Here is a 26088-nt window from a genome sequence, read left to right on the forward strand (position 1 = left end):
CCCCTTTTTAATTATTTATCAATTTGATTTTTCTTAACAATTTTCGCTTTTAATTGACGCTTACGAACTTGAACAAGCAACTCTCTACCCATTTCAAACTCATCTCTTTTTATCATTGCAAGTGCAATTGATTTTCCTGATGATGGAGACTGTGTTCCTGAAGTTACTTCTCCAATAATATTTCCATCTAAATCCATAACTTCATAACCAGTTCTTGCAATTCCTTTTTCAAGTAATTCTAATCCCACTGTTCTTCTTGGTGCACCATTTTCTTTTTGATCTTTTAATACAGATTTACCAATAAAATCAGCATCAATTAATGGTTTACTTGCAAAAGCGATACCACCTTCATATGGTGTAATTGATTCAGTTAAATCTTGTCCATGTAATGGCAATCCAGCCTCTAATCTTAATGTATCACGAGCGCCTAACCCACATGGCATAACATTATACTCTAATAAACCATCCCAAATTTTTTCAGTATCATCGATATTACAATAAATTTCAAACCCATCTTCACCTGTGTAACCTGACTGAGATAAAATGACGTTTGCTCCAAATAATTTGACACCCTGTTTAAATTCAAACATTTTCATTTCAGTTACATCTTCATCAACTAATTGATTAATTAAATCTCTAGCTTTTGGTCCTTGTATTGCTAATTGACCATATTGGTTTGATACATTTTGTACTTTAACATCAAATTTCTCTTTGTGTTTTAAAATCCAATTAAAATCTTTTTCAGTATTAGCAGCATTAACAACTAATAAATAATTGTCGTCAGCTAATTTATATATTACTAAATCATCAATAATACCGCCTTCTTCATTACATAAAGCAGTATATAATGCTTTTGAAGTAGTTAAATTATCAGTATCATTTGATAATAAATATTGCACAAACTGACTAGCATCTTTACCTGTTACTTCAATTTCACCCATATGACTAACATCAAACAGGCCAATTTCGTATCGAACAGCATTATGCTCCTCTTTAATACTTGAAAATTGAACAGGCATCGCCCATCCTCCGAATTCCACAATTTTTGCACCTCTATCAACATAATTTTGATATAAAGGTGTTTGTTTTAAATCACTTGACATTGAAATACCCCCTTAAAATTATAAAAACAGGATAGCAATCGCTACCCTGTTTATAAATCACCAATTCAGGAACGCGTTACAGTATTATCCTTTTGCCTGAGAGTTTCGTAATAAATTACTTGCACCTTCGGCGATAGAGTCTTAATACTCTATTCTCTCTAATACTGATCACTCGCTTTTATTAAATTTAGCAATTCATAATATATTTCTGAAATTGATAGCAAATGACTATCAAATTTCTTGAATGCGATTTCATTATATCTTAAAATCCGTGAGCAATACAAGTCATTTAACTGCGTGATTGTCTTATTATTTGCATTAGGTCGATGTGGGTCATCATTGATTCGACTATATATAATATCAATATTACAATCTAACCAAATAATGTTTTTTTGATTTTTCAAAAAATTAAATGCCTCTTCACTTTCAATAATACCACCACCAGTAGCAATTATATCTGCAGTGTTAATACATTCTTGCAAACATGTGAACTCTAAATTCCTGAAATATTGTTCACCATGTTTACTAAATATTTCTGGTATTGTTAACTTATACTTTTCTTCGATATATGAATCTATATCAATAAATGATAAATTTTGCTCATCTGCAACGTATTTACCAATCGTAGATTTACCGGTACCCATGAAACCAATTAAAATTATTGGTGATTTATCATGATTCATGCGTTTTCCCTTCTTTCAATAACAAAACAATCTTATAGTTATAGTCAGTTTCTATATTATATAATGTCTTTAATTTTAAACTATATTGACTGATATAAAAAGTGAAAATGGAAAAATAAATTGCTGTTAGCATCAATAAGAACGGCGTAACATATCCTTTTTCTTTATATAAATCAAAATTAATAAATTATTTCACATCCTTTTTAATAGTACTCATTTAAATACTAGTAAGTTATACATAAATAGTTTTAGTCTGCACATTTGTACCGACTTTAACTGTTATCGTTATTTTAATAATGGATTTATAGTAGATATTTACAGTAAATGCTGTAACATTATTAATCATTGTTATATTTCCTCTGTCATTTACAACTTTAATAATTTTATTATTTATTAATTTGTATTCGATCATTTCTTCACCTTTATGTAAAATGATACGCTGTTGCCTAATTTCAATATCGTTTCTATCTACTCCTTTAAAATCCTCTAGAATATCTCTTGAGAAAAATTCGAAATCTACATTTGTTAATTCCCTACTTTCAATTAGAAAAGTTTTGCTAAGTCTAATTAAGTCTGGAACAATTAGTAAAGTTATACTTATAACCATCATCGCTACTAACATTTCAATGAGCGAAAAAGCTTTGACATTAATACTGTATACATGTCTTTTGATAAGAAGTGGTATTTTTTGAAATAGCACAAATTTGTTGGTCACTTTGCTTAATATCATACTTCCCTATAGTTACCCCCTTCTTAAGTTCTTCTTTATTAATTTTAGATACAGTCGTCAAAATTACTTTAGAAGCATCAATTGTTTGTAGTTTATGGTTTATACTCGCTTGCATTTGATTCATCATTGGTATCAATAGTAATGTAATCAATCCAATTAGCAAAAATCCAGCCATACTATCTATTAAGAATGATCCTTTACACTTATAGCTTTTCATAACGAATTCTTCCTTTTTCAATATGGAATATTATTCTATAAATTGAATTGTTATTGTCAATTGTTATACTACCAAATTTATTGATATTCCCTTTTTTATCAAAGGCAATAATATCAACTTTTGCAACATTAATTATTTTGCCTACTTTTAATTTTAGAAATCGTATTTTATTATTCTCTATTACTTTAATAGTGTCACTGTTTTCATAAAATCTAACATTGATATATCCTTGATTTGCTATAGCTTGCGACTTAATATAATTCAATTCAGTAATAAAAGAAATGATATTTGCCTCATCATCTATTACTCTAAGATTGCTTAATCCTTTAGATGTCATTGTCAAAAGTAGAAATATACTGATTAACATCATTACCACAAGCATCTCAATCATAGTAAATGCTGACTGCTTTCTAATTTGCAACTGCTTCTCCATTACTAATTGTTATTGTCTCTCCTGATTTACATGTCTTTTGTGCTTCTTTTATAAAACCATCTGCAATTAAGTCTTCAATAGACGATGGATTTCTATTATGTTTCAATGCATACGCTTCAATTTGACTATTAACCATTTTTACCTGTGCATTACAACCTGTTGATTGTATGTGAGCAGTTTGTTTAGCAATATTTGGAATGATTAAAATTAATAATAAACTGATGATTAATAACACTAATAGCATCTCTATCAATGTAAACGCTTGAGTTTTCTTAAGAAATTTAAACATATATTAACCTCCATTATTTTATACTTTGCATCATTTGAAACATTGGTAACATAATTACTAAATAAATTGCGACAATAAATAAACCTAAAATCAAAAATAAAATAGGCTGTAAAAACTGAGTCTGTTTTATCGCTTTATCTTCTATTTGTTTTACTAATATTTGCGAATATAACTTTAGTTCTACTTCTAGCTTCCCTCTCTTTTCACCTTGTAGCACAAACTTAATTAATTGAGGCTTAAAGCATTTTAGTTTTTCTAAAATTTGAGGCAAACCATATCCCATTTCTGAATAAGTTAATAAGTATTTACCTAGAAACTGTCTAAATGGATCACTACTATGGTTAATATAAACGTCTACTATTGATTGAAGTGTAATACCATTTTTATAAAACAACACTAATTCATTAGTTACAAAATAAGTTTTAAATAATTGGAAATAGCCTGATATTAGCGGTAGTTTCATCACAAAGTTTATCTTATTGAGCATATTTAAATTGTTATAAATTAATTTCATAATAATAGCCAACATAGATACTATTATGAGCATTACTACAATTATAGTAGGTAAGCTGGTAATGAAAAAAGACAATGTTTTTTGAAAAGAAGATAGTTGAATATTCATAGAAGTATATAATTGTTGAAACTGTGGAATTACTGTGAGGTTTAATATAATAATCATAGCAATAAAGATAGAAACTAGTATTAAGGGGTATTGCAGTGTCTTTAACAATCGTTGTTCTGACTTTCTATTCACTTTCATATAATTTACGGTTTCTTCTAGAACGTCTATAATATTGCCAAATCTTTCTGCCAAATATACTTGCATGACGATAGTATCGCTATAACCTATCAGTGATAATATTTGATTGCATGGTGCACCATTTGAAATTTCACTTAGAATGGTGGTACCTAATTGCTTATTTTTATATGTCATTTGAAGATTTAAAAATTGAAAACTTTGATACAGAGTGAAACCATATTTCAACAAATTACATAAATTTGAAAGTAAGTCGATTTGTTGGGCCTTACTTAATTGTCGCTTCTTAGAATGTAGTTTAAATGTATTTATCCATTGTAGTTTCACAAATGACACCTGCTTTTGTCATATCATCAAGTTTATCTTCTAAGTTCTTAAATGATGATGGTAATGAATGATTATGGGAAAAGAAATATCGGAGTTGTTGCTGAGATAGAATTTCACATACTAATTGTCGCTGTTGCTTAATAGTAGTTACAAGTCGTTGGTTTATAATTAAGTTAGTTGCCTGTATCAATTCTTGTACAGAAATGCCCATTTCTAATAGCCTTAAAATAGCACCTTTACAATCAGTTGCATGCAATGTAGTCAGAACAAGGTGACCACTTAAACTAGCCTGTATAACACACTTGGCAACATCTTTATCTCTGATTTCACCTATTAAAATAACATCAGGATCACATCTTAAAATAGCTTTAAACGAATTTACATAGTTAATGCCAGCTTTATCATTCACATTAATTTGGACGATACCAGGAATTTGCATCTCTACAGGATCCTCTATAGAAATTACATTTAAATTCAAGGCTTTATTCGCGTATGAGACCATTTGATACATTAATGTACTCTTTCCTGAACCAGTTGGCCCACTAAACAATAGTAATCCTTGTTTCTTATTCATGAGGTGTTTAAAATCATTGAATTTATAAGTTGATTTCTGTTGTTGAAAAAATTGAGGTACAATTCTGATAACACAACTTTCTTGGCCAAGTGACAATGGTAAAGTTGATATTCTCAAAAAATATATTTTATTGAAATGGTAACTATATCGACCGCTCTGTGCGACTTGCTGTGTAGAAACATCAAGCCCAGCTTGAAACTTCATATAAACTAATAACTTTTGATAAATGCTATTCCCAATTTGTTCATACTGCTCCAAGTTATCATTAATTCTAAATTTAATACTTACTTCATTTTTAACTGGAATAAAATGTACATCACTCGCTTTCATTTCTATCGCTTTATTAATTATTTCTTGAAATAGAATCTTCAAAAAAACACCTCCTACATATAATCACGTAGGAGGTGTTTTTATTACTTCAATTTAACCGTGTAAAAATGGATTTAATTGTTCATCATCAACCGTCGTATATGGACCATGTCCAGGGAATAAAGGTAAATCGCCTTCTAATTCAAATATTTTATCTTGAATAGAATCAACTAGCGTTTCATAATCACCTTTATATAAATCTGTACGTCCGATTCCATTATTAAATAATGTATCTCCAACAACTGCGAATTCATCGAACACATATGTTAAACTTCCTGGTGAATGTCCAGGTGTGTGTAACACATTAAACTTAAATCCTTCTATTTCTGTGCTACCTTCGTTTAACTTTTCAGGAGTTACCTTACTTGTAATAATTGGTAATCCATATTGCTTAAATTTATCTGCCCCATTTTTAACGGGATCTTTTAGAAAATCAAACTCTGCTTCATGCATATAAACCGGGACATCGAATCGATCAACTATATCATCGACTGCTCCGATATGATCAAAGTGTGCATGTGTTAATAAAATAGCTTTTAACGGTTTATTTATTTGGTTTAATTTTTTAATAATTTTTTCACTTTCACCTGAAGGGTCAATCAGAATAACAGCTTTGTCATTTTCGATGAAATACGTATTAGTATCAACTAAGCCTAAAGTTAAGCTTGAAATCCTCATAGGTTTTCACCACTATTTTCTAAATGTTTTTGTACTGATGTTAGTTTATCATTCATTTTTCTAGATTTGTCTCGTCGGTCATCAATACGGATATTTGTACAAACTCTACTTAAACCTTTATCAAAAGGTAATTCATGTATCACTTGCACAACTTCTAATACATCGCTTAATTCACCTTCAATTAGAGTATTCATTGGTGTTAATTGAAAATCAATTTTACCCATTGCTTTATATTCTTGAAGTTTTTTCTGAATATCTGCAATATATTTACTAACACTCGGACCTTCCGTTCCAACTGGAATAACAACCACATCAACAATAGCCATTATTTTACCCCCTCTTTATCTAATACATAGGTCTTGATTAATCCTGCTGCTCCTGTAATACCTGCATCATTACCTAATTTCGCTTGTACAATTTCAGTTTCAAATTGAGCAGGTGCAAATGTTAAATTATGATATTCTGTTTTAATATTTTCAATTAAAATAGGTCCTGCAGTAGACATTCCTCCACCTAGAACGATATATTTCGGATTACTTGTAATACTAATAATACTACATAAATATCCAATATAGTTTGCAACCTTTTCAGTAATGAAAATACAGAATTGGTCACCAGCTTTTGCCGCATCAAAAACAGCTTTTGCTGTAACCTTATTTTCTTTAATCAATTCTAATATAGAAGATCTAAACGTCAACTTCGGATAGTAGAAGTTAACTAAGTTAACAACGCCTGTCGCTGAAGCAACTGTTTCAATACATCCAGAACGACCACAATTACATTTAAATCGTTGATCGAAGTCTGCTCTAAAATGACCTATTTCTGCGCCAGAGCCATTATGACCATGTACGATTTCACCATTTGAAATAATTCCTCCACCTAGACCTGTACCAAGTGTGATGGCAACAACATCATCGGCACCTTCACCAGCACCTTTGTGTTTCTCCCCTAAAGCAGCTATGTTAGCATCATTATCTACATACACTGGACAATCAACGAATTGTTCAAAAATCTCACGTACATTAACTTTTTCTGGCCAATATAAGTTTACTGCTCCATTTACTGTACCTTTTTCAAAGTCAACAGGACCTGGTACACCAATACCTACGCCAAGTACATTTGAAAAATTATAATTATTTTCATTTACTTTTTCAACAAACGAATCATAAATTCCTTTCAAAAGTGTATATCCTGTACTATCAGATGTATCAGTGTGAATAGACCATTTATGTAATTGTTCTAATTCAGGTGTGAAAATACCTAATTTACAAGTCGTCCCGCCTACATCAGCTGCTAAAATAATTTTTGTCATTTCTGTTCATTCCTTCTCTGATTAATTATCAACGTACATTTCAAATATTCTTCCTTAGATAACAGTTCATATTGATACAATGATGAAATCTCCTGTTGAATCATTTCGTACATATCTTCTGGATTTTTAAAATATATTAGAAATCCGTAACTTTTCAATAACTGTTGTACATCATAAAAGTTATTTATTTTTCGACTCATTTGATTTAGTCAACTCTTTTTCTAAGTTAATATAATCTGTATTTTTAGGGTCTGCATTTAATGCTTTACGCACATATTTTAATGCTTTTTCATCATCATTTAATGAACGATTTGCTATCGCTAACTCAAAATTTAATAAACCTGATTTAGGAAACATTCTAAGTCCTCGCTCCCATTCTGTCATACCTTCAGACTTAGAATTGATAGTAGCCATAATCATACCACTTAAATAATATGTTTGATCATCGGCATAATTTTTATTTATTGTCTGCTTCACAATATTTTGAGCATTATCATAATTACCACTAGTCATATCATCTTTGATCAATTTATTATAAATATTATCTTCTTTAATTGTAAAAATTCTAATTTGAAGTGCAATAAATATAACAAGCATACCAATTAGTAAAATCCAAAAAATATTACGATTCACTTTATAGTAATAGCCAATTAAAGTTATTAATAAACCACCAATGAATCCTCCAATATGCGCCACAATATTTATATTTGACATAAACAGAGAAACACCAACTAATATCACTAATGCAATTAATAACTGTCCCAACATTTTTTTGTTAAATGTTTTTGAAACATACATCATCGCAAAAATTGATCCAATCAGACCAAATATAGCACCACTAGCCCCAACTGAAATTGTAGTCGTATTAAATGATAGTGATACAAAGTTTCCAAACAACCCTGCAATAAAGTATACAGTTAACATCCGCCATGAACCAATAATTGCTTCGACTATTTTACCAAAAATAAATAATGAAAGCATATTCATAAGTATATGTTCAAAACTAAAATGTAAAAACATCGATGTAACAATTCGATACCATTCACCATGTACGACATTAAAATGCACTAACCCGCCAACATCTAATAATTTTACATCCGAAAAATTATTTAAATATAAAATCATACATAACCATATTAAGACATTTACAAATATTATTGTGTATGTTGCCGGTGAAAATTTCTGCATATATTTATCTAAAAAGTTATCGGTTAATACTTTGCGTTTATAGAACATATATGTCTTTTTATCATTATCTTCTGAAATAAGTCTAGCCAAAAATATATTCGGCATATGCTTTATCAAATCTTTTGTGTGTCTTATAACATTGAATTTAATTCTAATTGGCGAAACTTCATTTAATTGTTCTTCTGAAAATTCCGATTCTGTAAAATAATAAAATTCAAAACTTTGTGGTTCGAAAGAAATAAAATTTGCTATTTCATCTTTGTGTTCAAGCACTTTCGCTTTGTCAAAACGTATTTCTTGGGTAGACTTGATATGTTGTTTAAAAATGACTACTTGTTTTTTTCTTTTATGGGCTAACCAAATTTCTTGGTCATCTTTTTCCCTACTGACAATATCAAAATTCAAGTACCTAATCCAATAATATATTGTTTTCCAAAATTGTTTGTCTATGTTCATTTAGTCCTCCACTATGCTGATTGATATATAATCAATTTATCGACTGGTTGATCGAATGATTCCGGTTCAAATGATGTTATTTGAAAATCGTATAATAAGCTTATTGTCTTTGTCTGATAATTAGCTAAAAACCTGTCGTAATAGCCACCACCATACCCAATTCTATATCCATCGTCTTGAAATCCAACACCAGGAACAACAATTAAATCTAGGTTATTCGTTGTTTCACCTTTTGAAGTTGGATAGTAAATCCCCTTATTATCGACATCAATATCTTTGAGATTAAATATTTCTTTAAAAGTCATTTGATGATTTAAATAATCCATTTTCGGTACAAAAATACGTTTATGATCCATTAAGGCTTGTTCAATAATAGAAAAAGTATCTACTTCATGATTAAAAGAAAGAACTAGCGCAATTGCGTTTGCTTCTTTGTATTCTTCAGTTGCAAAAAATTGATTTCTTAACCATGTGTCTGCTTTTCGCTTTTCAGCTTTATTAAAATTCTTCATTTTATGTAAAATGTATTTTCTAATCTCATTTTTAGTCACATTATCACCCACTTTATTCAATTCTATTATATCGTTAATAACAATACATGTCATTATGTTGTCATGATGAATTATGCGACAATTCTAAAATTTATTATTTCAATTGAAATTCTTTTATCATTTCATACGTGTGCATAATTAAAAAGGTGAAACCTCTTATTTTGAGATTTCACCTTTTTTATTGTTAATTTAAATTTAATTTTAATGATTATTTTGTTTCACGGTGTAAAGTTTGTTTGTTTTCACGTGAACAGAATTTCTTCATTTCAACACGTTCTGGATTATTTCTTTTGTTCCTAGTTGTAATGTAGTTTCTGTCACCACATTCCGTACAAGCTAAAGTTACGTTTACGCGCATGGTTATTCCTCCTTATCATTTCTAAATACGACTTTATTATTATACCAACATCTATAATATTTGCAAAGTTAAAATTTTACAACCATGCGCTACACAATCGTCAGGTTAAATTTTATTTGTCTTTGTCTTTATTTTTATCATCTTTACCTAACTGCTTAAAGTAGTAGTTAATTACATCTCTACCTAAGTCTCCACCTGTTAACCATGGTGGTGGTACAGGCTGATTTGTATATACAATTGAAAACGCTAATTTTGGATCATCAATTGGCGCGTATCCTATATAAGTAGAGTTAACTCTTGGCTCTCCGTTTTGGAACACTTCAGCGGTACCCGTTTTACCAGCAGTAGGTACTACTGTATCTTTAAAACTAACATATCCAGTACCATCTTTATCATTAAATGCCATTTTGAATCCTTCTTGAATTTGTTTGATTTCCTTTTCAGTATTATTAACCTTGTTCAAGACAGTGCCATTAATTTTCTTCTTGAGTGGACCAACCTCATCTTTATTAGTTGATTCATGAATCGTTAATCCAATGTGTGGCTGTATTCTATAACCATCATTCGCTATAGTTGAAACATATTGTGATAATTGTAATGGTGTATAGGTATCATATTGACCAATTGATAAATCTAGATAATTACCTGGATTATTTGTTAATGGTTCGATTTGACCTCTTGTTTCATTTGGTAAATCTATCCCTGTTTTCACACCTAAGCCTACTTGATTTAATCCTCTTCTAAGCTTTTGGGCAGGTGAACTTATATCTGAAGGTAAAGCCATACCAGAATAATAAGGGTCTCCCGCTAATTTTAATGCTGTTTTAAACATATATACGTTTGATGAATGCATCAAAGCTTGCTTATCATTAATAGATACATGCCCGTTTTTATTGAAGTATGATCGTTTTGTCAAACCACCTTGGAAATGTAATGGTTCATCGACCATTGTTTCTCCAACTTTGATAGCTTTATTCTGATAACCAGCTAATAATGTTCCACCTTTTACAGAAGATCCAACCGCAAATTGAGAAGTAAACGTACCAATGTCATAATCAGTCATTTTACCACTCTTATTAATCTGCTTTCCGGCAAGCGCAAGAATGTCTCCATTTTTAGGATTTTGTACAACCATCATAGCATTATCCATATCTTTTGCACCTTGGCTGCGAAGCTTCTTAATTTGTTTATCTAATAATGCTTCTACTTCTTTTTGAAGATCTATATCGATCGTTAATTTCAAATCTTGACCGCGAGCGCCAGGATTTAACACTTCTGAAGATGTAACTTTACCAGATTTGTCCGTTGTGTATTTCATTTCTTTCTTCTTACCACGCAATACATCTTCATATTGATATTCTAGGTAAGATTTTCCAACACGATCATTGCGTGAATATCCTTTGGATAAGTAATGTTCTGTCAATTCTTTTGGAATACCTTCAGCAGGTGTCGATACATCTCCGAATATACCTCTTAAAGTATCGCCATATGGATATTTTCTATCCCAATCCATAGACGTGTTAACACCTGGTAATTTGGAAAGTTGCTGAGAAACTGCTGCATACTCTTTTTCACTGACATCTTCATTTTTTATCATTTGTGGATCTAAAACTGTTCCTGCATTCATCTCTCGAAAAATAGCTAAAACTTGTAAATCTTTAGAAGACAATTCATCTAATTGTGATTTTCCGATTTTCGATAACAGTTGTTTATCATATTGATCTTGTTTAATACTTCCATCTGCTAACATAGCTTGTTCTTTTGTCATCATTGCTTTTGCTTTTTTAGGATGCAACTGAATCCAGAAATCTTTCTTATCACGTTCTGTAATTTTCTTAGTATCCATCTTGATTAGCTTTGATAACTTTTCAGCCGTATCCAACATTTCCGATTGTGTTGTTTTTCGACCCCTAGTATATGTAATAGCCATTTTAGAAGCATTATCAACTAAAACTTTCCCATTTCTGTCTAAAATACGACCTCTTGGCACAGACTCATTCACTGTAATGTTTTCATCATTTTTTATAATTTGTTTATAATGTGAGCCTTGTGCGATTTGTAAATAACCTAAACGTAGTACTAGTACTGCAAAAATAAATACAATCACACCAAATATAAAGTTAATTCTCTTGTTAATTGTATTTTGAACGATTTCATCATTTGATTTTTCTTTTAGTCTTTTTAACAAAACTACCTACCTCTATTCAAAGTCTTTCACTTTAAATCATATATGAATTTAGAAATTATTTCTATCTTTTTGACAAAAAAATAACGGTCTCATTTAAGAGACCGAACAAGTAATCATACTTTATTTTGTTGCATTATATAATTCGTCAACTTTTTCCCAGTTAACTACATTCCAAAATGCGCCAATGTAGTCAGGGCGTTTGTTTTGATATTTTAGGTAATAAGCGTGTTCCCATACGTCTAAACCTAAAATAGGTGTTTTACCCTCAGTTAATGGATTATCTTGGTTTGGTGTAGTCACAATTTCTAACTGGCCATTGTTTACGACTAACCAAGCCCAACCTGAACCAAAGCGTGCAGCTGCTTTGTCAGCAAATTCTTTTTTAAATTCTTCTAAAGAACCCCATTGTTCTTTAATTTTTTCTACTACAGTACCTTTTTCTTCTGAGTTTGGTGAAAGTAACTCCCAGAATAATGAATGGTTTAAATGTCCACCGCCATTATTACGTACAGCAGTTTGGATGTTAGCTGGTACACTGTCTAAATTAGCAACAATTTCTTCAATAGATTTAGATTCTAAATCTGTACCTTCTACTGCAGCATTTAATTTCGTAACATACGTGTTATGATGTCTGTCATGGTGAATTTCCATAGTTTCTTTGTCAAAATGTGGTTCTAATGCATCAAATGCGTATGGTAATTTTGGTAATTCAAAAGCCATAAATAATCATCCTCCTAAAATGTCTGTAAGTAAATAATAACAAGCAGTGACTGGTTCAACAAAGAATTTGCTTAAATTCTACTACTTATTATTTTCTCTACTCATTTAATATAACTCAAATCAAAAATAATTAAACATTTTGTATATAAAAAGTTAACAGATTTGCCATAAAATCATACGAACGGAGTATGAAATGAACCTTTATCTTCTATAATTTAAAAAATGAGATTTATGCATACATCTGACCAAATGTGCATAAATCTCATTTCTTTATATTAATCTTGGCAAGACTCACATACACCATAAACTTCAAGTTTGTGTTTGTGAATATTAACACCAGGTAGTGATAACTTTATCTGATCTATTGGACAATAATCTATTACCTTTGTATCTCCACACTTTTCACAGATAAAATGATGATGATGATGGTTTGTACAAGCGATTCTAAACTTCATTTCACCATCAAGTTCTGTATTTTCAATAATCCCTAAATCTTTAAATAAGTGCAGGTTTCTATATATTGTGTCGAATGAAATTCCAGGATAATTTTCATCCATAACTTGTTGTATATACTTTGCGTTTATATACTTATCTTCTTCGACAAAAATATCTAACATATCTTTACGTTTATCTGTATATTTTAAACCGTTCTCTTTTAAAATTTTAATAGCATCATTTGTATTCATTGATATTAGCTCCCTTTTTAAACTTCATTCGCATTTTCTGATAAGCCATTGTAATCATAAGTAAAATAACTAGTAGAACTACAATTACACCACCCGGAGAAATGTCCATATAGAAAGCTAGGACTAAGCCTAATATTACTGATAATTCACCTAAAAATACACTTAGTAATATCAATTGCTTAAAACTTTTTGTTATTCGCATACTTATTGCAATTGGTAACGTGATTAAAGCACTTACTAACAGTATCCCTACAACACGCATTGAGGCAGAAATAACCATCGCTACAATAACAATAAATAAAAATTGAATCCATTTAGGAATGCCAATGACTTTACTATATTCCTCATCAAATGACAATATAAATAATTCTTTATAAAACAATGTAATAAACAGAACAACTATGATGGCAATGACAATAATCGTTATTAAATCACTTATATTCACTGCGCTTATTGAGCCAAATAGCAATCCAACAATTTCTTGATTGAACCCATCAGCTAATGAAATGAAGATTGCACTCAAGGCGATACCAGCACTCATTATAATTGGAATAGCAATTTCTTGGTAAGCAGTGTATGACGTTCTTAATTTTTCAATTAGAAGCGCACCTACTATTGCGAATAAGATTCCAAACCACATTGGATTAATAAATACTAGTGTTGGCATAATAGTAAGTAAAAACATACCGAAGGATATACCACCTAAAGTTACATGACTTAGAGCATCAGCTATAAGTGATAGTCGTCTAACAACGATAAAAGCACCGATTAGAGGCGCAATAAAACCTATCAAGATACCACTAATTAAAGAGTACCTCATAAAATCAAAATTCAATAATGCATCTATCAATTGTGACACGCCTTTCCATTTTAAATAAACTCAAATCTTTATTAATTACAACATTCTCGATTATGCTGATGATCGACAAAACGTACAGGATGTCCATAAATTTTTGAAATTTCAACTTCATCAAGTGATTTAAACTCATCAGTTGTACCATGGAAATGCAAATGCTTATTTAAACATGCTACTTCAGTAGCAGTATCTGCTACAACACCGATATCATGAGTAACTAAGATAATGGTGATACCTTCTTGTTTTAATTGATCTAAAGTATTATAAAATTCACTTACATGTTTTGCATCAATACCATTCGTTGGTTCATCAAGTACTAATACTGCAGGTTCTGAAATCAATGCTCGGGCAATCATTACACGTTGTTGTTGACCACCTGATAATTCTGCTATATTTTTATGAATTAAATCACTTATATTCAGTCTTTCTAGTACTTTAATCACTTTTTCATTATCTTTGCTATTAAATGTTTGGAAAAGACGTTTTGTCTTTGTTAATCCGCTTAAAACAACTTCTTTAACACTTGCTGGGAAACCTGAATTAAAGGCATTTGCTTTTTGTGATACATAGCTTAATTTAATTGATGTTTTCTTATTTTTAAAATCAATACCTTCAACAAAAATCTCACCACTTTGTAAAGGTAATAACCCTAGAATCAACTTCAATAATGTTGATTTACCAGCACCATTTGGTCCAACAATCGCTAAAAATTCACCTTTATTTATTTTAATGTTTATATTTTCTAACACTTTTTTATGATCATAGTAGTAATTGACATTTTTCAATTCAAAGACTGGTGTCATCGTATTCTCACCTCGCATTCAACTATACAACTCCTAGTAACATATGTAAACAGTAATGTTTACGACTCAAAATTAGACAAAATAAAGAGATATGCCCCCTTCAAGTTTTATTTATCGCATTTCTTGAAGAGAGCATTATCATTTTATTGTTGCATAACCTTATTTTTTAATTCTGGGTCAAATTGCTGTTGTTTTAACATTTCAATTTCAAGTTTATATGGCGGTTTTTTATTTTTCTTATCTTCACCAACATAAGGTGTTTCTAAGATTTTCGGAATATCTTTAAAACTATCATGATGCACAATGTAATTTAATGCATCAAAACCAATGTAACCGAAGCCAATATTTTCATGTCGGTCTTTTTGAGCGCCACGGTCATTTTTAGAATCATTGACATGAACAACTTTGATTCTGTCGACTCCAATAATTTTATCAAATTCATTTAATACGCCATCAAAGTCCTCTTTCACATTATATCCAGCATCATGCGTATGACATGTATCAAAACATACTGATAAACGTTCGTTATTATGAACTCCATCAATAATACGTGCTAACTCTTCAAATGAGCGACCAATCTCTGTACCTTTACCTGCCATCGTTTCAAGCGCAATACGTACATTATTGTCATTCGTTAAAACTTCATTTAATCCTTCAATAATCTTATTAATTCCGGCATCAACACCAGCTCCAACATGCGCACCTGGATGTAATACAATATCTTTAGCCCCTATAGCTTGCGTTCTTTCAATTTCTTGTTGCAAGAAATCTACACCAAGATTAAACGTTTCTGGTTTGGTTGTATTTGCAATATTAATGATGTATGGTGCATGAACAACAATATTAGATAAGCCATATTTTTCCATCACTTCATGACCTTTAGTTATATTTAAATCTTCAATACTTTTACGGCGCGTGTTTTGAGGTGCACCAGTATAAATCATAAATGTCGTTTCACCATATTCATGCGCTTCTATAGCAGAACCTTCTAACATCTTTTTACCACTCATTGAAACATGTGATCCTAATAACATAAAACACACCTAACCTTTTTTGTTTTGCTTACGTTTTTGTCTATTTTGCTGCTTACTAAATTGCTTACGCTCTTGACGTTTCATTTTTTCAACTTCTTGTTTAAATTTCTTCTTATAACCTGGTTTAACTTTGTTTTTAATTTTACTTCGAACTTTGTTCTTCACTTGATTAGTTAAATGGTCATCTTTGCGCATTCTTGCTTGACGCTGATTGTGCGCTTTAACTTCTTTTAACTCACCATCTTTAATATCAACAGTATTGAATACAAAACCGCGATCTTCTATTAATGAAATATTGTGTTCTTCATCAGGACTATAAAGCGTAATTGCTACACCTTTATAATTCCCACGACCAGTTCGTCCGACTCTATGCGTAAAGAAGTCAATATCATTTGGCACATCAAAATTGATGACATGACTAACACCTTCAATATCAATACCACGAGATGCTAAATCGCTGGCAATAACGTATTGGAATTCTAAATTACGTATACGTTTCATTTGTTGTTTACGTTCACGTGGCGTTAAGCCACCATGAATCATACCAACTTTAATACCAGCTTCATTTAGTGAACGTGCTAAATCATTTGCATTATCTCTACTATTACAGAAAATAATACATAAGTATGGATTTAGTATATCAATTAAATTTAAAGTCTTTTCAACTTTAGCTGCACCTTTAGTAGGTATTAAATAGAATTCGATGTTCTTTTTATTTTGTTTTTTACTGTCGACAGCTACATATTCTGGATGACTTAAATATTTATTTAAAAATGGTTGTAACTGTTGTGGGATTGTAGCACTAAACACCGCAATATTTGCATTATCTTCCAATCTTGCAGCAATGTAATCTACATCTTCAATTAATCCTAAGTCAATCATAAGATCCGCTTCATCAATAACTAAATATGATGCTAAGTGCACATGTAAATGTCCCGTTTTAGCTAAGTCATTAATTCTAGTAGGGGTGCCTATAATCAATTGTGGTTGTGCATTACAACGTTGTCTATCTTTCTCTATATCTGTACCACCAATAAAAACTTTAACTGAAACACCAGCTTTAAATTGGCTTAAATGGTTCGCTGCATCGTATAGTTGTTGTGCAAGTTCTCTTGTTGGTGCAACTACGATTGCTTGTGGTTCTTTTATTTCACTATCAATTAACTGCATTAATGGTAATAAAAATGCATGAGATTTCCCTGTACCCGTTTGAGATTGACCAATTAAATTTGTTCTCTTTAGTATTCTTGGAATAATTCGATTCTGAATTTCAGTTGGTTTTTCAAAACTAAGGTCTTTCACAGCGTCAATTAAACTAGATTCTAGATTAAATTGTTCGAATGGATGTTTTGCCATGATTTGGCCTCCTTATATGTTCATCTTTACTATTATAAAGTATAAATGTGCTATTTTAAATAAAAATATTAAAACCTCGAAATTTCAAAATTTAGAAATCCCGAGATTTTAGTTTAAATATATTGAAATGGATCTGTATTAATTGTAGATGCTTCAACATCTATATTTATTTTTTCTGTATTGAACCAATTCATTAGTAACGTTTTTAAACCTTCTTTCATCACATATTCGCTGTAATGATTAATATCAATTAAATTCACACCATGAATTTTAGCATCTAAGGCATCATGATGTTTAATATCACCTGTAACAAAGACATCTGCGCCTTGTTGGACAGCTTGATATTCATATCCAATACCTGAACCACCAATAATTGCAATACGTTTAATTTTCTGATTAGACTCACCAACAAAACGGACACTTGGGATATTTAATTTAGATTTAATATCAGCTGCGAAATCTTCCAATGTCATTTGATTATCCACTTCTGCCATAACGCCAAGTCCATAAAGGGATGTTTGTTTTATCTCAATAAAATCAAATACCGGTGTTTCATATGGATGGTATTGTTTAATTAATTGCTCAGCCCTTGACTTTTGATATGCATCTATCATAAATTCAATTTTAACTTCATCTACATATTCAATTTTATCAATTTGTCCTATTGTTGGATTAGCTTCACCAACTGGTTTGAATTGCCCTCTTCCTTCACTTTCAAAGAAACAATATTCATAATTACCTTCTTGCGCTAATCCATTTTCACTAAGCTTATCTTTAAATGGTCCAACATTATCCTTAGGTATATATGTTTGAACTTTATAGTATACATCTTGTTGATTATTTATTATTGAAATGTTCTTCAAACCCATCGCCTTCGCCAACATCATATTGACACCATACGGATTTACATCTAAATTTGTATGCATCGCTATTAAATTAATGTCATGTTGAATTAGTTTTCTAATGATCAAACCATAACCATTAGCTTTTAATGATGTTACGCCTTTAAAGATTAGAGGATGATGACTAATAATAGTATTATAACCTTTTTCGATTGCTTCATTTACTACTTCCAACGTACAGTCTAATGCTGTTAAAACACCAGTAACTTCAACATCTTCATCACCTATTAACAATCCTACATTATCCCAAGATTCAGCAGTACTAAATGGCACATGATGATCTAACAATGTCATTAAATCAGCTATTTTCATTACTATAACACCCTTTCAATTACAGCAATTTCGTCATTAATTTGAGCTAAACGTTGATGATGTTGTTCAGTATTGAGTTTCGATTTAATATGATAAAGTGCTTCTAACTCTCTTTGCCATTTTTTTATAAAATATTCATTTTTGTTGTTCAGCAATTTTGGTCCGAATTTCAATTCATCAGATGATAGCTCTATTAATTGTGTAGAATATTCTGCTACAACAATTTCATAAATATGGCCTTTTTCTTCCATTATTATTTCATCAATTATTTCATAATTCAATTGTTGTAATGTTTGTCTTAAATTTTCAGTTTGTATATTACTTTGTAAAATCAACCTTGGATGTTGACTTAACTTATCTTGCCCATCTTTTAAAATTTTAGCAATAAGTGGTCCGCCCATACCACAAATTGTGATATTATCGATTACGTCCTCAGGATGAATAACACTTAAGCCATCCCCTAAACGTACATCAATTCTATCTACTAATTGGTTTGCAGCTACATTTTTCACAGCAGCTTGAAAAGGGCCTTGAATAACTTCTCCAGCAATACCGCATTCGCATAAATGGTTTTGAATTGCATAGATTGGCAAATAAGCATGATCTGAGCCAATATCCGCGATTGTACCTTGTTTTAAAAATCGACTTACCGTCGTTAATCGGTTATTTAACGAAATCATTTTATTCTCCTTTATGAAAAAAGAGGTTGAACATTATTCAATGTACCAACCTCACTCAAGTTAAATCTTAATCTAAAAATAAATAAGCGCTTATTCATGTCTTGGTATCAATCATTAAAATTGATATAAATTAATCCATAAAGTCTTTCAAACGTTTACTACGACTTGGATGTCTTAATTTTCTAAGTGCTTTTGCTTCGATTTGTCGAATACGTTCACGTGTAACACCGAAAACTTTACCAACTTCTTCAAGTGTTCTTGTTCTGCCGTCATCAAGACCAAATCTTAATCGTAATACATTTTCTTCTCTATCAGTTAATGTATCAAGCACATCTTCTAATTGCTCTTTTAATAATTCATAAGCTGCATGATCTGAAGGACTTTGTGCTTCCTGATCCTCAATAAAGTCTCCTAAATGACTATCATCTTCTTCACCAATTGGTGTTTCTAATGAAACAGGTTCTTGCGCAATTTTTAAAATTTCACGAACTTTTTCTGCTGGTAAATCCATTTCTTCACCAATTTCTTCTGGTGCTGGATCTCGACCTAAGTCCTGTAATAATTGACGTTGAACACGAATTAATTTATTAATTGTTTCTACCATATGCACAGGGATACGAATCGTACGTGCTTGGTCAGCAATTGCACGAGTGATTGCTTGTCTAATCCACCATGTTGCATATGTTGAAAACTTAAATCCTTTGTTAAAGTCAAATTTTTCAACAGCTTTAATAAGACCCATATTACCTTCTTGGATTAAATCAAGGAATAACATACCACGACCTACGTATCTTTTAGCAATACTTACAACTAAACGTAAGTTCGCTTCTGCAAGTCTTGATTTTGCTACTTCATCACCTTGTTCAATACGTTTGGCTAATTCGATTTCTTCTTGTGCACTTAATAAGTTAACACGCCCAATTTCTTTAAGGTACATACGAACTGGGTCATTTATTTTAACACCTGGAGGGGCACTAAGATCACTTGGATTCAGTTTCTCGTCAGTATCTGAACTATCTTTTTCATTAACTAGTGAAATATCATTATCATTTAATTGATCAAAGAAATCATCCATTTGATCAGAGTCGATATCAAAATTCTGAAGTTTTTCAGCAATTTCTTCATGACTTAAATGACCCTCTTTTTTACCTTTTTCAATTAATTGCTTCTTAACATCTTCTAATGTTAATGTCGGATCAATTGTTTGTTTTTTAATTTTAACTGTGTTATCAGACATGAAACGGCCTCCCGATTTTAAATATGAACATTCGAAATTTATTCAATATTGCTATTTTAAACTAAATTCTTAATTAATTCATCCATATTTTTAATTTTATTTTACAAATTGGAACTAATCCCAATATTTATTTTTCAATAGTGTTGTTTAAATGCGGTAACTATCATTTACCCTTATACATTTTGACATAATCATTATTCGTATTATTCTTTAAAATCACATGCTACATGCGTTCTTTATTCTTAGCAACAATTTGCTGTAAATAGTATTTTTGTAATTCTACATCGCCAATCCTTGTAGCTTCCCTTAATTTATGATTCAATGACTCAATTGTTTCTTGTCCTTTTTCATTAATAACATTGACATAATCATCAATTTCATTTTCATATGGTTCGTCATTCAAATTATATTGTTCTAAGCTAATTAGTGTTTCTCTCAACTCATTTGAATTAACATACTGTACAGCATCACTGATATTATATTGATCATTTTCCGCATAAAAATCATGTAAGACTTCGAATACATATTTAAAATGCTGATTTGTGAAGTTATCCTTATCAACACTTTCATAATAGTTTAAAAATGTATCTTTATCTCTCATTAAATGTTTTAAAAATGCTCGCTCCGCTTTTTCTTGACGGCTCAAATTGTCAAATTGTGCCATACCAATTGGCTCAGGTTCAATATAACCGCCATACTCATCATAACCGCCATACTCATCTTCTGGATAATAATTGGCTGGTGCTTGATTGAATTGTATTTCGTTAGCTAACTGCTCAGGACTGACATTGAAAAATGGCGCAACATCATTTATAGCCTTTTGTTGCAGAATTGATGACTTCATAAGTGAAATGTCATGACTCAGTTCTTTCAAATAACGTTCATATGAAAGGTCATTATGTGCAATTTCATCTTTTAATATACTTACTTTATAATGTGCAAATGACTTTTTGTCATTTTTTACAAAAGTAGTAAATGCGTCGTTGCCATACTTACCAATGTATTCATCCGGATCCATGCCAGATGGCAATTGTATAACAAATACATTTAGCCCTTGCTGTAACAAATGTTGACCTGTTTTAAGTGTTGCTTCACTACCCGCAAAATCCCCATCAAACATTAATGTTATATTTGATGTTAACTTTCGTATAAAGGTAATATGTTCATCTGACAACTGTGTACCCATTGTTGCAACAACGTTTTTCAAGCCAGCAGTATCAGATTTTATAACATCCATAAAACCTTCTAGTAATACAATTTCATCTAATTTTCTAATTGATTTACGTGCTTTATCTAAGTTATATAACAACTTTCTTTTTTGAAAGATAGGCGTTTCAGGACTATTTAGGTATTTTGGTTCTTGACCGGTATATGTTCGACCTGAATATCCAACAATTCTTCCTTGCGCATTTTTCAAAGGAAACATAATACGATTTCGAAATCTATCGTAATAACTGAAATTTTCTTCGTTACGTGATAATAATCCGGCTTCATATGCTAATTCAATATCGTAACCCTTTTTTTGAAGAAAATCATGACAAAAATGTGAGCTATCGGGTGCAAAGCCAATGCCTCGCTCTTTAATAAGCGCATCTGTAAAACCACGTTCTTGTAAGTATGTTAATGCTTGTTCGCCTTCGACTGTCTTTGTTAAAGCGTAATAATAAAATTCTTGTATTAACTCATGCATTTCAATCATTTGTAAATCATCAGAAGCAATTTGAACATTTGAGTTAGATTGTGTTGCCTCAATATCTACAGCAACATTAACTCTATCACCTAATTCTTTAACCGCTTCAACAAATGATATGTCTTTAATTTCTTGAGTAAATTGAAAAACATTGCCACCTTTTTTACAACCAAAACAATGACAAATTTGTTTATCTTCAGAAACTGTAAATGAAGGTGTCTTTTCATCATGAAAAGGACACAAACCTATATAATTGCGTCCTCTCTTTTCTAATTTTACATATTCACTTACCAAGTCTAAAATGTCGGTTTTATCTTTTATTTCATTAATGATCGATTGATCTATTCGCAAATTAAATCACCTATTAAGCATTAGTTATACTATTATACCTAATTTTCGACAAAAATGAAATCATTTCGATTTATTTTGTTCAATATAATGGATTATATCGTTTGCTGTTTCTTCGATTGCTTTTTGAGAAACATCAATGACAGGACATCCAATTTCACTTACGATTTCTTCAAAGTAATTCAATTCTTCTTGAATTCGTGCTTCTGTTGCATATCGAGCTGTGTCACCTAGTCCTAATTGTTTTAGTCGCTCTTTTCTAATGCGATTTAATTTTTCTTCACTTATTTTAAGTGCGATACATTTCTTTGGATCAATATCATATAAGCCATCTGGCGGTGTCACTTCTGGTACAATCGGTACATTCATAACTTTGTAACTCTTATGCGCTAAATACTGAGATAATGGTGTCTTTGAAGTTCTCGAAATACCAAGTAAAACAATATCAGCTTTAGGTAATCCTTTAGGATCTTTACCATCATCATATTTAACTGCAAACTCTATCGCATCAATTTTCTTGAAATATGCATCATCTAATCTATGAACGATACCTGGCTCATTATAAGGTTTTTCTTCAACCGAAGCTGATAATAAATCCATTAATGGCCCCATGATATCGACAGACTTCAATTGGAATTCTGCTACTTTCTCACTCATATATTGCTTCATTTCAGGTTTAATAAGTGTATAAACAATGATAGCATTTGTATCTTTTGCAACTTGAATCACTTCATCAACATCTTCAAAAGATTCAATATATGGATATCTTAATAATTCATTTTTACATTGCTTAGGATTGAATTGTGAAATACCTGCCCTAGCAACTAACTCTGCCGTTTCACCTATAGAATCTGAAGCTACGATAATTTTAATTTTTTCCATTACTTCTCACCTATTCTTTATATAATGCTACTAATAACTTAGCTATTGTTGTTTTGGAAATTCTTCCAATTACTTCATACTTTTGATTATCTTTTTTTCTTACAATTGGAATCGAATCAATTTCTTTTTCAATCATTCTATCTGCTGCGTATATGACTAATTCGCTTTCCTCTAAATAAGTGACATTAGGCATACGTGTCATATTTACACTGATAGGTACTGTATGAATATCTGCTCCAATCATTGAAGCTCTTAATAAATCTTTTCTTGAACACACACCAACAAAATCGTTATCTTCATTAATAATAAATAATGTACTTACATCTTCTAAAAAAATTGTACAAATAGCGTCATAAACTGTTGTATTCTCTCTTAGCACAACAGGTTGAGACATATAGTCCTTAACCTCAAATTGTCGAAGTTTTTCATTAAAAAATTTACCTTTTGATTTACCTGAATAATAATATCCAACTCGGGGACGCGCTTCTAAAAAACCTGACATTGTTAATATCGCTAAATCTGGTCTAAGCGTTGCTCTTGTTAAATTCAACTTATCTGCTATTTGTTCACCAGTAATGGGTCCTTTAGTTTTAACAATTTCGATGATTCGTTCTTGTCTTTGACTGAGTTCTATAGGTCTTCACCCCTTTTTTATTCACTTATTATTATACCGATATTTCTTTCATGTCACAAACACATTAATTTTACTTGCCTTTAAATAATCTATCAATTAGAATAAACGTACAGCGAGTTAAGGATAGTGTAAGCTTAACAATAAGATTGGCGCAACGAATCATTTTAAAATAAAAGCGAGTGACTACACTAATTTGGGTGGAACCGCGGGTTAAATACGTAACTTATTTTGTATTATATACAATTTAAAATATTAACTCGTCCCATGGAAGTAAAGCATATTTACTATGCTGTTATTTTCCATGGGGCGTTTTCATGTATGAGGAGAGGTAATTATGGCAAAAGATATGGATACAATTGTTTCATTAGCAAAGCACAGAGGTTTTGTGTTCCCTGGTAGTGATATTTACGGTGGTTTATCAAACACATGGGATTATGGTCCTTTAGGTGTTGAATTAAAGAATAATGTTAAAAAAGCTTGGTGGCAAAAATTCATTACACAATCACCGTTTAACGTTGGTATCGATGCTGCAATCTTAATGAATCCAAAAGTATGGGAAGCTTCAGGACACTTAAACAACTTCAACGACCCAATGATTGATAATAAAGATAGTAAAATTCGATATCGCGCTGATAAATTAATTGAAGATTATATGCAAGATGTTAAAGGTGATGAAAACTTCATTGCCGATGGTTTAAGTTTTGAACAAATGAAAAAAATTATTGACGATGAAGGTATTGTTTGTCCTGTAAGTAAAACTGCTAACTGGACTGAAATTCGCCAATTCAATTTAATGTTTAAAACATTCCAAGGTGTAACTGAAGATTCTACAAATGAAATTTTCTTACGTCCTGAAACAGCACAAGGTATTTTTGTAAACTATAAAAACGTGCAACGTTCAATGCGTAAAAAATTACCATTTGGTATCGGTCAAATTGGTAAATCATTCCGTAATGAAATCACTCCAGGTAACTTCATTTTCAGAACAAGAGAATTTGAACAAATGGAACTTGAATTCTTCTGTAAACCTGGTGAAGAAATCGAATGGCAAAATTATTGGAAAACTTTTGCAAGTGACTGGTTAACAAGCTTAAATATGAGCAGTGAAAATATGCGTTTACGTGATCATGATGAAGATGAATTATCTCATTACTCAAATGCAACAACTGATATTGAATATAAATTCCCATTTGGTTGGGGTGAGTTATGGGGTATCGCAAGTCGTACAGACTTCGACTTACGTAAACATGCTGAACACTCTGGTGAAGATTTCAGATACCATGATCCAGAAACGAACGAAAAATATATTCCATATTGTATCGAGCCATCACTTGGTGCAGATCGTGTAACATTAGCTTTCTTATGTGATGCATATGATGAAGAAGGCGTTGAAGGTAGTAAAGATGCACGTACAGTTTTACACTTCCATCCTGCATTAGCACCATATAAAGCAGCGATTTTACCTTTAAGTAAGAAATTATCTGGCGAAGCGATTAAGATTTTTGAGCAATTAAGTTCTAAATTCTCAATCGATTTCGATGAATCACAATCTATCGGTAAAAGATACCGTCGTCAAGATGAAATCGGTACACCTTATTGTGTAACATTCGACTTTGATTCATTAGAAGATAATCAAGTTACAGTACGTGACAGAGATTCAATGGAACAAGTTCGTATGCCAATCTCAGAGTTAGAAGCTTTCTTAACTGAAAAAACAAAATTCTAATTAAAAAGA

The 26088-nt window shown here is 31.1% G+C and carries 30 protein-coding genes and 1 riboswitch; of the genes, 1 reads left to right on the forward strand and 29 read right to left on the reverse strand.

Going from position 1 to position 26088, the window contains the following annotated elements; genetic code table 11:
• Positions 1 to 11 precede the first annotated feature (11 nt).
• The 29 genes from gcvT to ccpN form a co-directional block, all read right to left on the reverse strand.
• Positions 12 to 1103 carry a glycine cleavage system aminomethyltransferase GcvT gene (gcvT, locus tag IDG64_RS04565; RefSeq protein ID WP_000093353.1) on the reverse strand — a complete coding sequence of 364 codons (1092 nt, stop codon included), beginning with the start codon at positions 1101 to 1103 and terminating at the stop codon, positions 12 to 14.
• A 74-nt stretch (positions 1104 to 1177) separates the two neighbouring features.
• Positions 1178 to 1275: riboswitch (glycine riboswitch) on the reverse strand.
• Positions 1262 to 1786 (reverse strand): shikimate kinase, encoded by a 525-nt coding sequence (locus IDG64_RS04570; RefSeq protein ID WP_001015123.1) that lies wholly within the window; start codon positions 1784 to 1786, stop codon positions 1262 to 1264. It overlaps the preceding riboswitch by 14 nt.
• Entirely contained in the window at positions 1776 to 1922 is a 147-nt protein-coding gene (locus tag IDG64_RS04575; RefSeq protein ID WP_001789879.1) for a hypothetical protein, read from the reverse strand. Before IDG64_RS04575 ends, IDG64_RS04570 begins: the two co-directional genes overlap by 11 nt.
• 96 nt (positions 1923 to 2018) lie before the next feature.
• Positions 2019 to 2516, reverse strand: coding sequence for a competence type IV pilus minor pilin ComGF (locus IDG64_RS04580; protein ID WP_029263717.1), 498 nt, complete (start codon positions 2514 to 2516; stop codon positions 2019 to 2021).
• Positions 2434 to 2733 carry a hypothetical protein gene (locus IDG64_RS04585; RefSeq protein ID WP_000844413.1) on the reverse strand — a complete coding sequence of 100 codons (300 nt, stop codon included), beginning with the start codon at positions 2731 to 2733 and terminating at the stop codon, positions 2434 to 2436. The genes IDG64_RS04580 and IDG64_RS04585 overlap by 83 nt, the downstream gene beginning before the upstream one ends.
• Positions 2720 to 3166: a competence type IV pilus minor pilin ComGD gene (gene comGD / locus IDG64_RS04590; RefSeq protein ID WP_001788899.1), complete on the reverse strand. Its 447-nt coding sequence runs from the start codon at positions 3164 to 3166 to the stop codon at positions 2720 to 2722. The genes IDG64_RS04585 and comGD overlap by 14 nt, the downstream gene beginning before the upstream one ends.
• On the reverse strand, positions 3144 to 3455 hold the full coding sequence (gene comGC, locus IDG64_RS04595) for a competence type IV pilus major pilin ComGC (protein WP_000472256.1): 312 nt from the start codon (positions 3453 to 3455) through the stop codon (positions 3144 to 3146). The genes comGD and comGC overlap by 23 nt, the downstream gene beginning before the upstream one ends.
• A 13-nt stretch (positions 3456 to 3468) precedes the next feature.
• Positions 3469 to 4539, reverse strand: a complete 1071-nt coding sequence (gene comGB, locus IDG64_RS04600) for a competence type IV pilus assembly protein ComGB (protein WP_000776422.1) — start codon at positions 4537 to 4539, stop codon at positions 3469 to 3471.
• Complete coding sequence (gene comGA / locus IDG64_RS04605) at positions 4511 to 5485, reverse strand: competence type IV pilus ATPase ComGA (protein WP_000697220.1); 975 nt, start codon at positions 5483 to 5485, stop codon at positions 4511 to 4513. Before comGA ends, comGB begins: the two co-directional genes overlap by 29 nt.
• Before the next feature lie 51 nt (positions 5486 to 5536).
• Positions 5537 to 6160: an MBL fold metallo-hydrolase gene (locus IDG64_RS04610; RefSeq protein WP_001223008.1), complete on the reverse strand. Its 624-nt coding sequence runs from the start codon at positions 6158 to 6160 to the stop codon at positions 5537 to 5539.
• Entirely contained in the window at positions 6157 to 6486 is a 330-nt protein-coding gene (locus IDG64_RS04615) for an MTH1187 family thiamine-binding protein (protein ID WP_001018871.1), read from the reverse strand. Before IDG64_RS04615 ends, IDG64_RS04610 begins: the two co-directional genes overlap by 4 nt.
• Positions 6486 to 7472, reverse strand: coding sequence for an ROK family glucokinase (locus IDG64_RS04620; protein WP_000161312.1), 987 nt, complete (start codon positions 7470 to 7472; stop codon positions 6486 to 6488). The genes IDG64_RS04615 and IDG64_RS04620 overlap by 1 nt, the downstream gene beginning before the upstream one ends.
• Positions 7469 to 7672 (reverse strand): YqgQ family protein, encoded by a 204-nt coding sequence (locus tag IDG64_RS04625; RefSeq protein WP_000087561.1) that lies wholly within the window; start codon positions 7670 to 7672, stop codon positions 7469 to 7471. The genes IDG64_RS04620 and IDG64_RS04625 overlap by 4 nt, the downstream gene beginning before the upstream one ends.
• Positions 7653 to 9116 carry a rhomboid family protein gene (locus IDG64_RS04630; RefSeq protein ID WP_001017867.1) on the reverse strand — a complete coding sequence of 488 codons (1464 nt, stop codon included), beginning with the start codon at positions 9114 to 9116 and terminating at the stop codon, positions 7653 to 7655. The genes IDG64_RS04625 and IDG64_RS04630 overlap by 20 nt, the downstream gene beginning before the upstream one ends.
• A gap of 11 nt (positions 9117 to 9127) precedes the next feature.
• Complete coding sequence (locus IDG64_RS04635) at positions 9128 to 9667, reverse strand: 5-formyltetrahydrofolate cyclo-ligase (RefSeq protein WP_000164546.1); 540 nt, start codon at positions 9665 to 9667, stop codon at positions 9128 to 9130.
• A 208-nt stretch (positions 9668 to 9875) separates the two neighbouring features.
• Positions 9876 to 10025, reverse strand: a complete 150-nt coding sequence (gene rpmG, locus IDG64_RS04640) for a 50S ribosomal protein L33 (protein ID WP_206171287.1) — start codon at positions 10023 to 10025, stop codon at positions 9876 to 9878.
• Between the two features lie 112 nt (positions 10026 to 10137).
• Entirely contained in the window at positions 10138 to 12213 is a 2076-nt protein-coding gene (locus IDG64_RS04645; protein WP_000919769.1) for a peptidoglycan D,D-transpeptidase FtsI family protein, read from the reverse strand.
• Positions 12214 to 12333: 120 nt separating this feature from the next.
• On the reverse strand, positions 12334 to 12933 hold the full coding sequence (locus tag IDG64_RS04650; RefSeq protein WP_000863556.1) for a superoxide dismutase: 600 nt from the start codon (positions 12931 to 12933) through the stop codon (positions 12334 to 12336).
• Between the two features lie 275 nt (positions 12934 to 13208).
• Entirely contained in the window at positions 13209 to 13619 is a 411-nt protein-coding gene (locus IDG64_RS04655; RefSeq protein WP_001095260.1) for a Fur family transcriptional regulator, read from the reverse strand.
• Complete coding sequence (locus tag IDG64_RS04660) at positions 13606 to 14469, reverse strand: metal ABC transporter permease (RefSeq protein WP_206171288.1); 864 nt, start codon at positions 14467 to 14469, stop codon at positions 13606 to 13608. Before IDG64_RS04660 ends, IDG64_RS04655 begins: the two co-directional genes overlap by 14 nt.
• Before the next feature lie 41 nt (positions 14470 to 14510).
• Positions 14511 to 15296 carry a metal ABC transporter ATP-binding protein gene (locus IDG64_RS04665; RefSeq protein ID WP_001213908.1) on the reverse strand — a complete coding sequence of 262 codons (786 nt, stop codon included), beginning with the start codon at positions 15294 to 15296 and terminating at the stop codon, positions 14511 to 14513.
• 125 nt (positions 15297 to 15421) lie between these two features.
• The gene (locus tag IDG64_RS04670) at positions 15422 to 16312 is read right to left on the reverse strand and encodes a deoxyribonuclease IV (protein WP_000924214.1); all 891 of its coding nucleotides are present in this window, start codon (positions 16310 to 16312) and stop codon (positions 15422 to 15424) included.
• Positions 16313 to 16321: 9 nt separating this feature from the next.
• The gene (locus IDG64_RS04675) at positions 16322 to 17668 is read right to left on the reverse strand and encodes a DEAD/DEAH box helicase (RefSeq protein ID WP_206171289.1); all 1347 of its coding nucleotides are present in this window, start codon (positions 17666 to 17668) and stop codon (positions 16322 to 16324) included.
• Positions 17669 to 17781: 113 nt separating this feature from the next.
• The gene (locus IDG64_RS04680; protein WP_000683933.1) at positions 17782 to 18882 is read right to left on the reverse strand and encodes a Nif3-like dinuclear metal center hexameric protein; all 1101 of its coding nucleotides are present in this window, start codon (positions 18880 to 18882) and stop codon (positions 17782 to 17784) included.
• A gap of 2 nt (positions 18883 to 18884) precedes the next feature.
• Positions 18885 to 19562, reverse strand: coding sequence for a TrmK family tRNA methyltransferase (locus IDG64_RS04685; protein ID WP_000624580.1), 678 nt, complete (start codon positions 19560 to 19562; stop codon positions 18885 to 18887).
• A gap of 130 nt (positions 19563 to 19692) precedes the next feature.
• Positions 19693 to 20799, reverse strand: coding sequence for an RNA polymerase sigma factor RpoD (gene rpoD, locus IDG64_RS04690; protein WP_001283055.1), 1107 nt, complete (start codon positions 20797 to 20799; stop codon positions 19693 to 19695).
• A gap of 223 nt (positions 20800 to 21022) precedes the next feature.
• Positions 21023 to 22840 (reverse strand): DNA primase, encoded by a 1818-nt coding sequence (gene dnaG, locus IDG64_RS04695; protein ID WP_001217257.1) that lies wholly within the window; start codon positions 22838 to 22840, stop codon positions 21023 to 21025.
• 60 nt (positions 22841 to 22900) lie between these two features.
• On the reverse strand, positions 22901 to 23719 hold the full coding sequence (locus IDG64_RS04700; protein ID WP_000411298.1) for a pyruvate, water dikinase regulatory protein: 819 nt from the start codon (positions 23717 to 23719) through the stop codon (positions 22901 to 22903).
• 10 nt (positions 23720 to 23729) lie between these two features.
• Positions 23730 to 24353, reverse strand: coding sequence for a transcriptional regulator CcpN (gene ccpN / locus IDG64_RS04705; RefSeq protein ID WP_001797828.1), 624 nt, complete (start codon positions 24351 to 24353; stop codon positions 23730 to 23732).
• A gap of 334 nt (positions 24354 to 24687) precedes the next feature.
• On the opposite strand from ccpN, the gene IDG64_RS04710 reads away from it, so the two are divergent.
• Positions 24688 to 26079, forward strand: coding sequence for a glycine--tRNA ligase (locus IDG64_RS04710; protein WP_001030080.1), 1392 nt, complete (start codon positions 24688 to 24690; stop codon positions 26077 to 26079).
• The last annotated feature ends 9 nt before the right edge of the window (positions 26080 to 26088 follow it).

The organism is Staphylococcus sp. EG-SA-15 (genome assembly GCF_017151895.1).
Lineage (GTDB): Bacteria > Bacillota > Bacilli > Staphylococcales > Staphylococcaceae > Staphylococcus > Staphylococcus aureus.